The sequence below is a fragment of the Bacillus sp. Je.9.29.b genome, from assembly GCF_051129925.1.
Taxonomy (GTDB): domain Bacteria; phylum Bacillota; class Bacilli; order Bacillales; family Bacillaceae; genus Bacillus; species Bacillus safensis.
The window spans coordinates 249,605-263,918 of sequence record NZ_JBCPSO010000004.1 but is presented as its reverse complement, the minus strand read 5'-3'; the positions used below and the strand labels follow the sequence as shown (position 1 = coordinate 263,918).

Genomic DNA, 14,314 nt, shown 5'->3' with positions numbered 1-14,314 from the left:
ACCAATTTGATAAAATTTGAATGAAAAGTCCTGCAAAAAATTAAATTAAGCAAAGAAAAGTGACCTTTTTAACTTGTTGCTCTGCCCTATGTTTATTTAGAATAATGGAGCAGGTAATAAATTTGCACACCCCCTTTGTTGCGAATTCTTCTTATTAAACGTTCTTGCAGCGTTTAATAAGAAGAGCCTATTAAAGACACAAAAAAACCCTTGCTGACGATCATCAACAAGGGCGAGAGATAAAGGTATTAACCACCAATGATTTTTTCTGCAACTTCGAATGAACCCGCAACGTCTTGCGATAGAACAGTCGCAGCGACCGCTAAACCGACAACGAATAATACTTTTAATCCTGTTTTCATCTTAAATCAACCCCATTCTTTTCATATGTAAATCCGCTTCTAAACTTTTGTTCAAGTAAAAAACAGACTGCTCATAAAGTGCTTGCTTTTCACAATATTTTGCTGCAAATTGTGATAGCTCTTTTACTTCATGATATTCATTCTTCTCTTCTAACTTTCTTAATTTCTCATCAATTTGCTGAAATCTTTGTGGCGCATGCGTTAAGTAAAGATCATGTACGATGCCTATTTTTAGCTGAAACACTTCATGAGAAGCATCTTTTATTCTGGCATATGCAGCCTCTATATATTGGCTTGCACGCTGCTTTTCACCAATCACACAGAGTTCCCGGCTGATCAGATACGTAGAATGGAAAAAGAAATCTGAATCATAATACTCTTGATGGGACAGTGCTTTTTCAAGATGACGTATCGATTCCTTCGGTTTGTTCCAAAATGAATATAAAATGGCCACATTGTGATGGTGCTGAGCCAGCATAAAATCATCCTGCTCGCTTGTCAAAACCTCTTCCGCCAGACGATAATTCTCAAGCGCCTCTTCATACCGGCCGATCTCCGTTAGATTCGCTGCTATAAGAGAGTATGAAAGGGCCGTTCTTCTTTCATACTGCTTGTGCCGCTTATAGACGTGCAGCGCTCTGCGGATATAGCTTAATGAGAGCATGATATGACTGAGCCGGTAATAAAGCCATGCCACTTTAAAATCGAAATCAGCACGTTCGATCTCACTTGGAATTTTATCTAAGAGCTTTTCAGCACTTTGATACATTTGCAATGCAACCTCATAATTACCTTGATGCTGCTCATACACACCCTCATAAAAATCAAAATAATAGGCAAGACGGTTAGACAGGTCATCTTCTTTTTTTCCATAATGACCCTCTATACTTTTCGTTGAAACATTGCCCTTTTGCCCTCTTAAATTGTACATCAGAATGTGATGCCTCTTCTCAAGAAGAGAATAGTAAATGAGAATATCCGCATCGTCAATTTCCTCTACCGCTTGTTTCGCTTTGGCAAATAACCGTTCTGCCTCATCTGCATGATCTTTTTTGATTTCCATGTTCCAGTCATTTAATAGTGATGCCAATTCCGCAACAGGAACTTTGCTCATTCTACACCCCCAATCACCTTCAGCTGCAACACATGATTTCACTAAATATGGAACTTCTATTAGCAATTGCTAATTAGTCCATTTGACATCATTTTAATATGAATCACTTGAATCTTCAATAACCGTTTCCATTGAAAGTGCGTTTCTTTCTCCTAGTCAATGATATTTGCGAAAAAATTCCGCCTTTTTTTAAAATAAACATCTTGAGATGAAATGAAAAAAGCCCAATGTCGAGGCTTTCTAATCTTATGATGGTTCATAGCAGCTTTTCATTTATCCAGTTTCTTTATATAATATGATCAATCACTTACACGCCTCAGTAGCTCTAGAAGGGAAGAGCGCCGTAAAACAAATTGTAGCTGGCGGGTCGCAAGGCAAGGGTTTCAGAAGCACCGAAAAGCACATGAGCTGAGACAGGTGAAATTCCTGTCGGTGAAATTCCGTAGGGAAGCGTGTTGCCCCTAGCCTATGCTTACGAAAGGAGTGCGGGTTCGAATCCCGTCTGAGGCTTATGAGGTAGATGAATTGGGAGGATAAAATATCATGCATGTGTTTGAAGAATATATCAGCAAAATCGGTAACCCCGAGCTGAAGCAGCGCACTCAAGACATCTTACAATGGGTAGAAGACACATTCCCTCAATTAGAGCCAAGAATTGCTTGGAATCAGCCCATGTTCACAGATCACGGCACATTTATTATTGGGTTTAGCGTGGCAAAACATCACATTTCTGTCGCACCAGAAGCAAAAGGCATTGATCAATTTTCAGCTGACATTGTACAAGCTGGGTACGATCATGGAAAAAATCTGTTTCGCATGAAAGAAAGCTTGCCAGTTGATTATCCTCTCCTAAAAAAAATCATCGCATTTAATATCGAAGACAAAGCGGATTGTTCAACGTTTTGGCGAAAATAAACAGTACCCCGATCTCAGCTTTACAGATCGGGGTATTTTGCTGCAACAATATTATTTTGTTCTCTTCCCTACCAATTTTTGTTCAAGCCATTCATAACATGACAAGAGGGCATCAACGCTCTTTTGGCATATCGGCAAATATACAACGGCGACGGCTGTTAAACACGCTATAGCAGCTCCTGCTAAGACATCAAATGGATAATGAACACCTACCCAAATCCTTGAAAAACCAACAGCACACGCAATGATTAGCCAATACATATGGCGTTTGTGAAACAGCCAAAAGATCACGCAAATCGAAAAAATAAAGATGGTATGATCACTCGGAAACGAGTTATTCACTTCCTTTTGAATCAAAAGATTGACGCGGCTCATTTCTGCAAAGGGCTGCTGATTAAAATAAAACACCCCAGCGATTTTCCCAAGTAACTCGGCGAGTACGAAGGTCAGTCCGGCAGAAACAACCATCGCCCTATTGTACCTGCTGCGATTTTGAAACCATACGAACAGACACACGAGCGCTGCCAGCAGCACTGTATATTCAGCTAGTCCAATAAATATTGGATTCAAGTAACCATGATCGATACTGAGCTCATTCACCCGTCTAAATAAATCTTCATTAAGTCCCCGCATCTCATTTCATCCCTTTTTACTTGATTTATGATAAGGATAATTGAAATGAGATGTCTGCCTCCATCGATCGAACGAACAAACTATGGAATCATATGATATGTTTGTCACTTTGCTGTCACCTGAACATCGTGTACTAACTAAAAACTCATCAAAGGCTATTAAATCACAGGAACAAAACTGCTATAATAGAACATAAGTTTGCATTTTATCAAAAAGGGGTTACTGCATATGATCAAAACGGTAGACGGCAATATATTAGAGGCAAGCGAAGACATCATTTGTCACCAAGTGAACTGTAAAGGAGTCATGGGAGCTGGATTAGCAAAACAGATCAAAAGCAAATATCCGAATGTGTTCAAAGATTATAAACAGTTATGTAAAGAACAAGGAGATGACTTGTTAAGCTCCGTTCAACTCATCACAACAAAAGACGGAAAAACAATTGCCAACTTATTTGCCCAAGCTGGATACGGAAGAACAAGAAAGCAAACAGACTACGATGCCTTACGCAGCTGCTTTCAACACCTAAAGGATACAGTGACACAATCACCTGAGGAGAAAAACCAAACGTCCATCGCCATTCCATACGGGATCGGCTGCGGATTGGCTGGCGGCGATTGGACGATTGTGGAAGAGATGATTGAAGAGGTACTGGGTGATTGTGAGGTGACGGTTTATCGGTTTAGATAATGGAAATGAGGTTTTATGAAACATATATGAGAAATACCCTCCTTTATTCGGAGGGTATTGTGCGTTAGTTATCGTCTTTATTTTTTATATAATTTAATACGGCTTCTTTATCCTCTTCATCGTCGGGTAAAAATCCGAACGTTTCATATTCCCAAACTGCGATTCTTTGCACATTGTCTATGCCTAATGAATAAACATCATCATATCCATACTCAATAGAGAATTTCCCTTTATAATCTAATTGGAGGGTAGCTGTTGTCCAAGCACCTAAATCATTTTGTATATATGCCTTTTTCAATGCTTCAAAAATTTCACTAAGTTCGTATAATAAGTGGATGTATGTTGACTTACTCACACTATATTTATGAGGAATTTGATGTCCATTAACATATTCATTTCCATTTTGTTCTTTAAAATAAAACACTATCTCAGCCGAATCATCAAGTATTTCTGCATACATCCAAACTTTATCCCAATCACATGGTATTAATTCATTAATTGATTCTGCTATTTTTTTATAATTTATTTCTAATTCTTCCATTGGGTTTTAACCTCCAGGTTGATTCTTAATAAATACTTGAGAATAACGTTCTCCAATTTTATACTCCACAGAGAAACTAACAGGTCGTAATGAATCTCCCTTATAGATAGGTTCAATGCTCACTGCTACTTGTTTAGGTGGATTTGAATTCAAGGCTTTCAACCACCGTTGCTCCATGGTGTACCATTTCCCGCCGCTTCGATTAATCTGTGAATTCATTGGAAGTAGGTTATCAATATCGCCTGATCCTTTAAAAATAGACGCAATTAAATGACCTCCGTCATCATCCAGTAATCGATCTGGCTTACCTGAATTGGATTGGGCATATTGGTTTCTTTTGACCTCTCCGTATTTTAAATCACTTGCTTCGACTTTGACAATTCTTTCGTAGTGATCGGTTGTGTAGGTGTAGCCTTGCTTTGTTGAATAAACAACATTTGGTTTTAATACTTTTTTACGTTTCCATCAGTGATCTCCGTAGCTAACAACAGTCGGTGGTGATTTTGGTGCCGGTAATCGTCTGCCTGTCTTAGAGATGCCATATCCTGAATTGTTGTCTAGACGCTTTGCCATAGAGAGGAGTTTATTTTTGAGATTTTCTCCGTCAAACACGTTATACGGCAGCTTTGGGCCACCAGCCATTTGAAACTTTGGTGAGTATGGCAATAGATTCGGAATAGAGACTCTGTCTAATGATTTTGCTCCTTGTTCAAGCCCTTTCTTCACCGTCGTTTTGGCTGCTGTTGTCCCCGTTTTTGTAATGGCACCTGCCCCTTTAGAACTAAAGACGATTTCTGCTAGAGAACCAGTTGCATAGGCGAACCAGTGTGATCGAGAATATGCATCACCATAATAAAAAGCCTTCCCTTTGATGACATAATACTTCGTGGATAATCCTGATAAAACAATTAAATATACAATGTTAAAAGCCATCCTGATTATCTTTTAGATGATCATAATCATGCATTACATCCTATAGCTAATACAAACTAAAACACCCATAAAGAGTGTTTTTTTAAAAAAATAAAAAGGATGCACTTTAGCACCCTTTAAACTTAAAAGTTATTCAGATTAAAATGAATTTCCTTATAGATAGAAGAAACGTTTAGTCTTCTTGAAAGGATTTGTCTAAATTTTAATCTCTCTCCTTTAACATTTTTATGAGATCGTCACTAAGTTGGATATCAATATCTTCTGTATCACTATCTTCATCATCTTCAACAACAAATAACCCTTCAATAAACTCAGTAAAAGTATCAGCAATCAGGAACAGATCCTGTTCTCTATCTCTAAGTTCATGATCCCAAAAATAAATTTTCCCTTGATTTATTTTACTAACATCTAAACAAATTAGGTCTCCGCCGTCTGCATCTGCGATAGGAATTATTTGTTCTGGCAATTGGTCTTTATATGTTTTTATGGCTTCTCGTATATCATAATCATTCTGCTCCAACCCATAAAACAATTCGACTGGTACTGATTCACCAACTAGCCACACTGGTTTTTCTCTTAGATGGGTATATACATTGTCCTCAATCCAACATTCCCCGTATTCACTAATAAAACTCTTATAATCAGGAGAAATGTGATAAGCATTTTCTTCTTCTATTTCTTTCATTTCGTATAATGAGCTAATTGTTTTGGTTGATCTGATATCAATAGTGTATTGATAAAGTTTGTCTTTAATCTGTTTAAAACTCATTTTAGTAGCCTCCTCTTAAGTCTGATGCTACACCAATATGGGGTACATTTTTTATGTAAGTCAGTCGGAACAAGTTGTATCTTCTTAGTCTACTTTTTCTATAGCCTATTCACATCTAATACAAAAACCCTCCTGTATTTGGAGGGTAATGCGCTAGTTGTTTTCTTCTTTATTTTCTATGTATTCTTCAAGAAAGTCTCTAACTGATTTTCTTTTTGGATATATTCCTAAATTTTCATAAGCCCATATTGCAATCCGTTTTGGCATATTTATACCTAGAGAAAGTATATCTTCATAACCAAAGTTGATTGACATTTTTCCTGATGCCGTCAATTTCATTGTTACAGTTGTCCATTTATCTGAATGTACTTTAGCATACTCTTCCCTTAATCTTCTTAATTTTCTTTGTATGTTAATTAAAAGACTATCATATGTGTCTTCACTAACCTGAAATTGTTCTGGGATATTGTGTGAATAATAATATTCTTCTTTATTAGGGACTGTAAAATAAAAGAGAGCTGATGCAGAATCATCTAACATTTCTGCATACATCCAAATTGTATCCCATTCCACTGGGATCATTCCATTTAATTCTTCAGCTATTTCTCTATGTAAAACTTCCATTTCTTTTGTTTCCATTTTTTCACCCTCCTGCTCTATTATATATCGTGTTCGTATAAACTTCTCCGTCTATCTTATATTTGACTAGGAATTCAGACGGTCTTAACGAATCCGATTCATAAAATGCTTTTATTGAAACAGACACTGTCTCAGGTGGATCTTTCCTCAAGGCTGCCAACCATTCCTGCTCCATCTCATACCATTTCCCGCCACTTCTATTAATCTGTGAATTCATCGGGACAAGATTATCAATATCGCCAGATCCTTTGAAAATAGACGCAATTAAATGTCCTCCATCATCATCTAGTAATCGATCTGGTTTCCCTGAATTAGATTGGGCATATTGGTTTCTTTTAACCTCTCCGTATTTTAAATCACTTGCTTCGACTTTGACAATACGTCCGTAGTGATCGGTTGCGTAGGTGTATCCTTGCTTTGTTGAATAAATAACATTCGGTTTTAACACTTTTTTACGTTTCCATCTCACATAGTGATCTCCATAACTGACAACGGTCGGTGGTGATTTTGGTGCTGGTAAGCGTCTGCCTGTCTTAGAGATTCCATATACAGGTTGATTGTCCAGGCGTTTTGCCATAGAGAGGAGTTTATTTTTGAGGTTTTCTCCGTCAAACACATTGTAAGGGAGTTTCCCTTCACCAGCCATTTGAAACTTTGGTGAGTATGGCAATAGATTCGGAATAGAGACTCTGTCTAATGATTTTGCTCCTTGCTCAAGGCCTTTCTTCATCGTTGTTTTGGCCGCTGTTGTTCCCGTTTTTGTAATGGCACCTGCCCCTTTAGAACCAAAGACGATTTCTGCTAGAGAACCAGTCGCATAGGCGAACCAGTGTGATCGAGAATATGCATCACCATCGATGACTTCTTTTTGGAATGAGTCTGAAATCGACTTACCAATCGCTTTCGATGTTTCAATTGGATGTGAAACTGCCGTTACGACCGATTCAACGGCACCTCCAGGGTCTGTCACAAGATCATAGATGCCAACTACTGTATCTTTGGCCACATCATATAGACCAACTGCTGCACCTTTTACAACATCAACGAACCCCTCTGATGCTTCTTCCTGCGCTTTGATCTGGAGAAGCTGGCTGTAATACATTTTTTGATCGTAAGAAAGATTATCATATCCAATTTCGTCTACAATCTCAAAGTATTTTTCTTCTGATATACACGAAGGATCGTTGAGTTTTTCTTTCAATTCTTTGATTCTTCGTTTCTCTTTTTCTTCTTTTTTCACCTTTAAATATGCTTTCACCTGTGCATCGATTTTATCATGATTCTTGTACACATCTGTCTCATGAAATGCTTTTGCATCGTAATACATGGGCTGCGCATTTTTCCCTTTTCCTGTAGCAGCCATCATTTTTGTATAAAAGGTTGCAAGATGTTTCTCAATCGCTTCTGATTTTTCGTACTCTGTTTTTAGGGCATGATCTAATTTATGTACAGCATCAATTGCCTCTTTTCTTTTTTTGTTCGCATCGTCTAAATATTCATTGACCTCTTTACTTGAAAATACATTCAGTTCTATGAGATCACTGATGTCATCAAAAATAGTGGATAGGGCTTCTTTTTGTTCCTTGACCATATCTTTATTATTCTGAATGCCTTGTTTCAGTTGAGCGTCTAAGAAATGCTCATCAATAAATGTACTCCCGCCTAACGATTCATCATCAAGCTTTCCTTTTACCCCATCTAAAAACGCTTTTTGCATATCAATAAAATCAAGATAAGTGTCTGTGTAAAGCGCAAGATCCTCATAAAAGGCTTTAATATTGTCTGCACCTTTTCCAGTAAATTCATCACCTAATCCCGACACACTTTTTAATGCTTTTTTCACATGCTGCATTTCGTCTCGAAGCTCCTGATAGGCTTTTGACCTTTGTTCGACAGCTGAAAGTAAAGATGGAGCATCTAATATTTTCATATAAAAAAGACTCCTTTTATGGCGTATTCTTTTACTAGAATACCATAAGGAGTCTTACACTTTAATCCACTTTATCGTTTTTTAACCAATTATCCTCCAGAGCTCCCTCTTGATGCGACGGTTTGGACATCATCATGTTGAGGTTGAATGAAACCATTTGTAAAGAAAAGTGTACCTAATGCTACCACAGCTATTGATAATGGAATAAAAAAAGACTTTTTCATTTAATTCACTCCTTTTCCTACAAATTGACTTGCATGTAAGGCTCTTTTATAATAACTCAATGATTGTTGCAACAAGCCTTTTTCCTCTAAATATTTCGCCACATCAACCAATATTTCCTCTAAATCAACCCAAACTCTTCTTTCTTCAAGCTCTGCACACAAATTACTGATATTGGCTTGTTGAGTGTCATTTGTTTCATATAATAGTTCTTTTAACAATTTAAATTTAATTTGAAAAATGTGATGGTTCACTTGTTCCGACAAAGAAATGCCTAGATCAACCCACTCAATCACTTCATTGCTTTGATTTGATACTTCTATTCTGGCTAGTTCATATAAACATCTCATTTTTAATAACATTTGTTGCTCAATTTCTTCATAACTCAGTGTGCGTCTAAAAAATGCAGATGCTTTCTCAGCATTCTCTCTTTTGCTTTCCAAAAAACCCATGCTGTAATAGAGATGAATAATTAAATGATTGTCATTGATACTTCGGATCATGTTCTCTGCTTCGTTAAAAAGTTCACTTGCTTTCTCATATTCAAATTGATCGATTAAGTTCAGCGCATGCAGCATTCTACAGTTAATTTGTCTTTTGATATATGATTCATGTGCATTAAATGTGTCACAAGCAATTTGAGCATGATATTTAGATAAGAAAGTCATTTTCAAATCATAAAATAGAACAGCTAATTTATAATGAAATTCTGCTTTTTCTATTTCATCATCAACATAGGCCAACTTCTTTTCAGCTATTCTGAAATAACTTAGCGCCTTATCATAATCTTGTAAGTAGTCATGATAGATCCCATTATAGAAATAGAAGTAATAGGACATGAGTTTGTTTGTCTTCTCTTCTTTTTCGTCTGGTGCATTCCTCTCGAAGAATGGTTTATCTAGGTTTTTGCTAATATTCTGAAGTTTCAGCTTAAGTCTAAAGCTTAAAAGTTGATAATACAAAAGAATATCTTGATTTTCTTCCATTTGCTCGATTGCCTTGTCTATGTCATCTTGCATTTCAATAGCTGCCGACAAATCCCCTTTTTGTATGGCAAGATTCCAGGTGTTTAACATGTTTCCTACCTCCTGAGAGGCAATTAATTCTGTCATCCCTTTACCCCCTTCTAAGCAAATCCCTTATAATATTTTAACACTAGATTTACAACATATGTAAAGACAAACTGTCCTTAATAGAAATTTTCGGTATCCCGCAAATACATTGAATGAGTGACTTTAGAAAAGCTGATTAGAAGTGACAAGCAACTGAACGGATTCTGAGTTCTTTTAGAAGGGCTACTCTAAAAGTGGAATTCACAAAATGTTGTTTTAATGCCCATCACAAAAAAATCAACAGGTAATTGCATAAACAAACAAGCCTTTCGCATGTCGAAGGCCTGTTTGTTATGAATTAAATATTAACCTATTCGAGCGATAGGAATAACATTTTCATCAGCAGCAATGTGTTCAGGAAAGATAAAACCTTTTGTATCTGAGGTAAAACAAATATCTGCCTCTTTAAAACATACATCTACAAATTCAGAGCAGATAAACTCCTCATTATCTCTATGTTTACCTACTCCCAATCCTATTCGAGCAACTATCTGTGCTATTTCAGATTTATCATAATTCTTGTTTAATAAAGATAAACCTTTAACGATAATGGTATTTTGTTTTTCACCACCATCTTCATTTAACTGTTTGTGCCGTGCAATATATAACTTCCCATCATAACTTTTATTTGTATTCTCATAGTTAGTCAAATAATGTTCTAAAGGAACTATTCTAACACCATCGTCCTCAACACTTTCAATTATTAATAATAGCCCTTTCCACTTCACAATAATACCAACATGACTAAAGAGTGAATTGGAAACTTGTTTAATTAACTTACTTACCAAATATTCACCCGAACATAATAAAAGGTCACCAGTCCTCAGATCATTCTTTAATTCTGTATATTCTATAGTATTTATACTTTTAAATTTATCCGAACTCATCTAAATTATAGTCTCCTTACCTAATTTAAAAAAGCTCTCAATTTCTAAAGGCTTTAAAAATTAATTATTTTTTGGATTACATAAGTATCTTTTCACTTATTTTCAAATTTAATACAATTATACGTTGTATTTACTGAAAGGGATCTTCAGCTGTTAAATTAACCAAAAGACGCATAAGGCTCAGTCATTTTGTAAAAATCCCAACCTTCTTTAACATATCTCCATATTCTTTTGAAATCCAACTAGTATTATGATTATAGAGTATCAGCAAACAATCATTTTCGTTGAGAATTTATTTGAGACATACTTTCTTTATCAAAGTTTCTAAAAACAAAATGAAAAAGCAACTTCCATGTTAGAAGTTACTCTTTTTAATCTTCATCTTCAGGATCTTCGTCTACACCCAATATCAAATTCTCATCTGTAAAATACATTTCATAAAGTGTACGCTCTGTTACTTCTCCTTTTTTAATTCGTTGGTTCAGAATGATCATTAAATCTATAGGTTCACGCTCATAATAAATGCTGTCTCGTTCTTCGAAATGAAGAATAGGCTTGTTTAAGATTTCGGCTTAGTAAAGCACGTCCACTTTACTTGAGGATGGTTTCTTCTAATAACTTCTGCATAATAAATCCCGATATCCATTGCTATTGCATAGTCCACTTTTGCAATTTCAACTGGATTAGCCAATAAGCTCTTTTTTTCATCTTCATAAATAAAATCAGGATATTGCCTTAATTCTTCTAATTCTCTACCTATCTCTTCTTCTGATAGTTCATAAATCTCCACCTGAGATAAAAACCAACCATAGATATTTATAAGTGATTCGGGAGTGAAATTAAAGTCCACCTCTCCATTAGTAACATTTTTCAAAACTTCAATCCGTAGTGGTATCTGATTAACAAACCAATCAAAGAGAATCTCAGCCTCTTTTTTTGATAAAGTTTCAAAGGATTCCATTATAATTGGTGGTTCCATTAATACATACTCCATTAAATTTCTCCCTCATATTTTAATTATTTTTGAATACTGGCTATACTGATTTAACTCAGTTGCATTTTATGGTTTGCTTGCTCAATTCTACCAGTATTTGTGCTTATAATGAAGTAGTACTACTTTACTTTATCAATCAATTCAATTTTTTAATCGGAAATCTTTAACCACTTGTTACATTACAAGATTGATAAGTTCGTGTAACCTATATTTGATAGATCGATACAATTCTGTTGTTCAAACCGCTCAATATCGATCCAAATTATTTGCATCTTGTGGACTTAGACATCCCATATATGTAAGGGTAAATAACAAAGCTCTTGATGAACTAAGAGCTACACAACATAACACTGTTCTTGTTCGATTCATCCCATCAATCATAGAGTTAAATACAAAAAACCCCCTGAAGCCATTGGCTCCAAGGGGTTTTTATTATTAATACTGAGACATATACTGATCGCGTTCCCATGGGTGTACTTGGGTGCGGAACATAATTTATTGCTTATTATATGTAATTTATACCTTCTTAATCCTATTAAATCAACGTTTTGACAAATAGAACCTTCATCTTAACTCATCTTAAATTATCCATTGGTGGTCAAAAAGTGGTCAATTTGGTGGTCAAAATCACATTGAAATTAACCCCATTGATTTACTGATTATTGATCCATTTTAATAAGAATTCTTTGGTTTGGGCAACAGGATAATACCACTTGTTCCCTATCTTTCTTTTTGGGAAATCTTTATCAAAGAAAAACTCTTTTTGCATAGTGTTCATACACATACTTGTCTGATATTCAAGCTCCTTTGTGTTCCAAAACAGTTTTTCATTGTCTAGCTTATTTAAGTGTTTCTCCAATTCATCTATGTAAAGTTTTCTAACTTCTTCTTCATCAATTTTGATGTTTAACATTTAATTCCTACTTTCATTTTTTATTTTATATACGACAATTTAAAAATTACAGAACGACGAATAAGGTGCTAGCATCATGCCCCACCCTTTGTTTTTAACAAACTTCATTAGTGTTTAATTAAAACAAGCAGACAGGGTAACATCTCCCTGTCTGCGAATTAAACTTGATCACCTTCAAGTACTTCTTTTATTTTAAACGTGAATAATATAGATTATTGATTCAAGACTCAGCTTGCTCACTCAAATAATCAAAATATGCTTCATCAGCCATCGCTTCAACATCAGGATCTTCTCCAGTAATTTCAAATCTAGCACCGTCTAATAATTCATTAAAATTTTCAATATGTTTTGAAAAGAAATTGACAGTATACCCTTGACAATTTTGCAATTTACTAATGATATCTGAAAATTCCCCCTCTGTTAAATGAATTTCATAGTGCATAATTTGGTTTCTCTTTTTATTTAAATATCGTAAACTTCCTTTTAGATATGAACAAACTTCAATGTCACAAATCAACTCTAGTCTTCTTATTGCTTCAAAAAAACCAATAGTTTTTAAATTTTCATCAATTTCAAACACATTGTTTTTACCTTGCCTAATCATTTTTTCCTTTGCTTCCATATACGAATTGATATTAACAAAGTTTAGGGCTTCGCTGCTCGACTGTTTTATTAATAATTTAAACAATATTTCATTTGCATGATTTAAAAATATCACAGCATCTTTCACTCTGTGCTCTACTTCATCAACGTTAAATTCAATATCCTCTAAAACATTGTATGCTGCCTTTACTGAATCAATCCCGTTGTCTAATAAAGTTAGTTTCATTGTATCCCCCATAATTGAATTAAAAGAATGATTTTATTTAATCTTTTTTACTAACCCTGAAGCTCATTTTGCAATTGTTTCTTATTACAGTCAATAAGTTAATTATGGAGTTCCGTTGCGCCATTTGATGTTAAAATCACTGAGTAGGTTGTTTTTCCAATCATTTGATCATTCATTCTTTTAATTGATTCAGAAAAAAGAACTGTAAGGTTTTCATTGGACTGATAAAAAGATGGTCGCCTAGATATTTTAGTTGATATGAAATTTTGCGTCTCATTAAAAAGGAGATCCTCCATAACATGGGATTCCGCTCTAACCTTTATACTAGCAGAGATAGGCATGCCTTTGTAATCATCGTCAGATGAGTAGCCTATTAAATAACTAGTATCTTCTTTAATATAACCCAGAAAAAATACTGATGTGGGCTCTATATTTGGAAAACTGTTTTCAAAACAGGTTTTTCCGTATTGAAATGCCTTTTTAAAAAACACATGTATGTCATATTCCAACGATTCAATATTTTCATCAATGAATTTGAATGCTTTTTCCGCAATTGCTGTCCTGCCAGCAAAAGAAACAATATACTCCCCTTTTATTATTTTTATTTTTTTATAATCATCCGACTGAACCTCTATAACTTTCCCAAAACCATCTGTTGTTGTAACTCTTTTATCAGCAGTCATAATAATACTATTATCTGTTGAGATAACTATCAACATTGTCATTTTCAACAAACCTTTCGCAAGCTATGTTTTACAAGCTATTTATAAAATTCCCTCATATTGGAATTGTAACACATTATTAGTTTAGTATCATTTAAAGCTGCTACTT

The 14,314-nt window shown here is 35.1% G+C and carries 15 protein-coding genes and 1 pseudogene; 2 read left to right on the top strand and 14 right to left on the bottom strand.

All coding sequences use genetic code 11. The annotated features are described in order from the left end of the window. Nucleotides 1-363: 363 nt before the first annotated feature. Nucleotides 364-1,476, bottom strand: a complete 1,113-nt coding sequence (locus AAZR19_RS10175; protein WP_041109178.1) for a tetratricopeptide repeat protein — start codon at nucleotides 1,474-1,476, stop codon at nucleotides 364-366. A 543-nt stretch (nucleotides 1,477-2,019) separates the two neighbouring features. On the opposite strand from AAZR19_RS10175, the gene AAZR19_RS10170 reads away from it, so the two are divergent. After that, on the top strand, nucleotides 2,020-2,391 hold the full coding sequence (locus tag AAZR19_RS10170) for an iron chaperone (protein ID WP_087975393.1): 372 nt from the start codon (nucleotides 2,020-2,022) through the stop codon (nucleotides 2,389-2,391). Nucleotides 2,392-2,442: 51 nt separating this feature from the next. On the opposite strand, the gene AAZR19_RS10165 is transcribed toward AAZR19_RS10170, so the two are convergent. Further along, the gene (locus tag AAZR19_RS10165; protein ID WP_041109176.1) at nucleotides 2,443-3,024 is read right to left on the bottom strand and encodes an undecaprenyl-diphosphatase; all 582 of its coding nucleotides are present in this window, start codon (nucleotides 3,022-3,024) and stop codon (nucleotides 2,443-2,445) included. Between the two features lie 228 nt (nucleotides 3,025-3,252). Between AAZR19_RS10165 and AAZR19_RS10160 the strand changes: the two genes are divergently transcribed. Then, entirely contained in the window at nucleotides 3,253-3,714 is a 462-nt protein-coding gene (locus AAZR19_RS10160) for a macro domain-containing protein (RefSeq protein WP_025093264.1), read from the top strand. A gap of 64 nt (nucleotides 3,715-3,778) precedes the next feature. On the opposite strand, the gene AAZR19_RS10155 is transcribed toward AAZR19_RS10160, so the two are convergent. From AAZR19_RS10155 to AAZR19_RS10100, 12 genes and pseudogenes are all read right to left on the bottom strand, one after another. Further along, on the bottom strand, nucleotides 3,779-4,255 hold the full coding sequence (locus tag AAZR19_RS10155) for an immunity protein YezG family protein (protein ID WP_041109174.1): 477 nt from the start codon (nucleotides 4,253-4,255) through the stop codon (nucleotides 3,779-3,781). Nucleotides 4,256-4,261: 6 nt separating this feature from the next. Further along, nucleotides 4,262-5,104: pseudogene (locus AAZR19_RS10150) on the bottom strand (DNA/RNA non-specific endonuclease); the annotation flags it as partial. Between the two features lie 286 nt (nucleotides 5,105-5,390). After that, nucleotides 5,391-5,957 carry an SMI1/KNR4 family protein gene (locus AAZR19_RS10145; RefSeq protein ID WP_041109172.1) on the bottom strand — a complete coding sequence of 189 codons (567 nt, stop codon included), beginning with the start codon at nucleotides 5,955-5,957 and terminating at the stop codon, nucleotides 5,391-5,393. A gap of 153 nt (nucleotides 5,958-6,110) precedes the next feature. Beyond that, nucleotides 6,111-6,596, bottom strand: a complete 486-nt coding sequence (locus tag AAZR19_RS10140) for an immunity protein YezG family protein (RefSeq protein WP_041109170.1) — start codon at nucleotides 6,594-6,596, stop codon at nucleotides 6,111-6,113. A gap of 4 nt (nucleotides 6,597-6,600) precedes the next feature. Beyond that, nucleotides 6,601-8,526, bottom strand: coding sequence for a T7SS effector LXG polymorphic toxin (locus tag AAZR19_RS10135; protein WP_349905044.1), 1,926 nt, complete (start codon nucleotides 8,524-8,526; stop codon nucleotides 6,601-6,603). 89 nt (nucleotides 8,527-8,615) lie between these two features. Then, nucleotides 8,616-8,750, bottom strand: coding sequence for a hypothetical protein (locus AAZR19_RS10130; RefSeq protein WP_254966822.1), 135 nt, complete (start codon nucleotides 8,748-8,750; stop codon nucleotides 8,616-8,618). Beyond that, nucleotides 8,751-9,860, bottom strand: coding sequence for a RapH N-terminal domain-containing protein (locus tag AAZR19_RS10125; protein ID WP_041109166.1), 1,110 nt, complete (start codon nucleotides 9,858-9,860; stop codon nucleotides 8,751-8,753). Nucleotides 9,861-10,165: 305 nt separating this feature from the next. Further along, nucleotides 10,166-10,747, bottom strand: a complete 582-nt coding sequence (locus AAZR19_RS10120; RefSeq protein WP_041109164.1) for a YiiX/YebB-like N1pC/P60 family cysteine hydrolase — start codon at nucleotides 10,745-10,747, stop codon at nucleotides 10,166-10,168. A 559-nt stretch (nucleotides 10,748-11,306) separates the two neighbouring features. After that, nucleotides 11,307-11,726 (bottom strand): hypothetical protein, encoded by a 420-nt coding sequence (locus tag AAZR19_RS10115; protein WP_131631240.1) that lies wholly within the window; start codon nucleotides 11,724-11,726, stop codon nucleotides 11,307-11,309. Nucleotides 11,727-12,393: 667 nt separating this feature from the next. Beyond that, a complete protein-coding gene (locus tag AAZR19_RS10110) occupies nucleotides 12,394-12,654 on the bottom strand; it encodes a hypothetical protein (protein ID WP_008343967.1) in 261 nt (86 codons plus the stop codon). 220 nt (nucleotides 12,655-12,874) lie between these two features. After that, complete coding sequence (locus tag AAZR19_RS10105) at nucleotides 12,875-13,483, bottom strand: hypothetical protein (protein ID WP_427128373.1); 609 nt, start codon at nucleotides 13,481-13,483, stop codon at nucleotides 12,875-12,877. Between the two features lie 98 nt (nucleotides 13,484-13,581). After that, complete coding sequence (locus AAZR19_RS10100; protein ID WP_434703036.1) at nucleotides 13,582-14,208, bottom strand: hypothetical protein; 627 nt, start codon at nucleotides 14,206-14,208, stop codon at nucleotides 13,582-13,584. Nucleotides 14,209-14,314 lie beyond the last annotated feature (106 nt).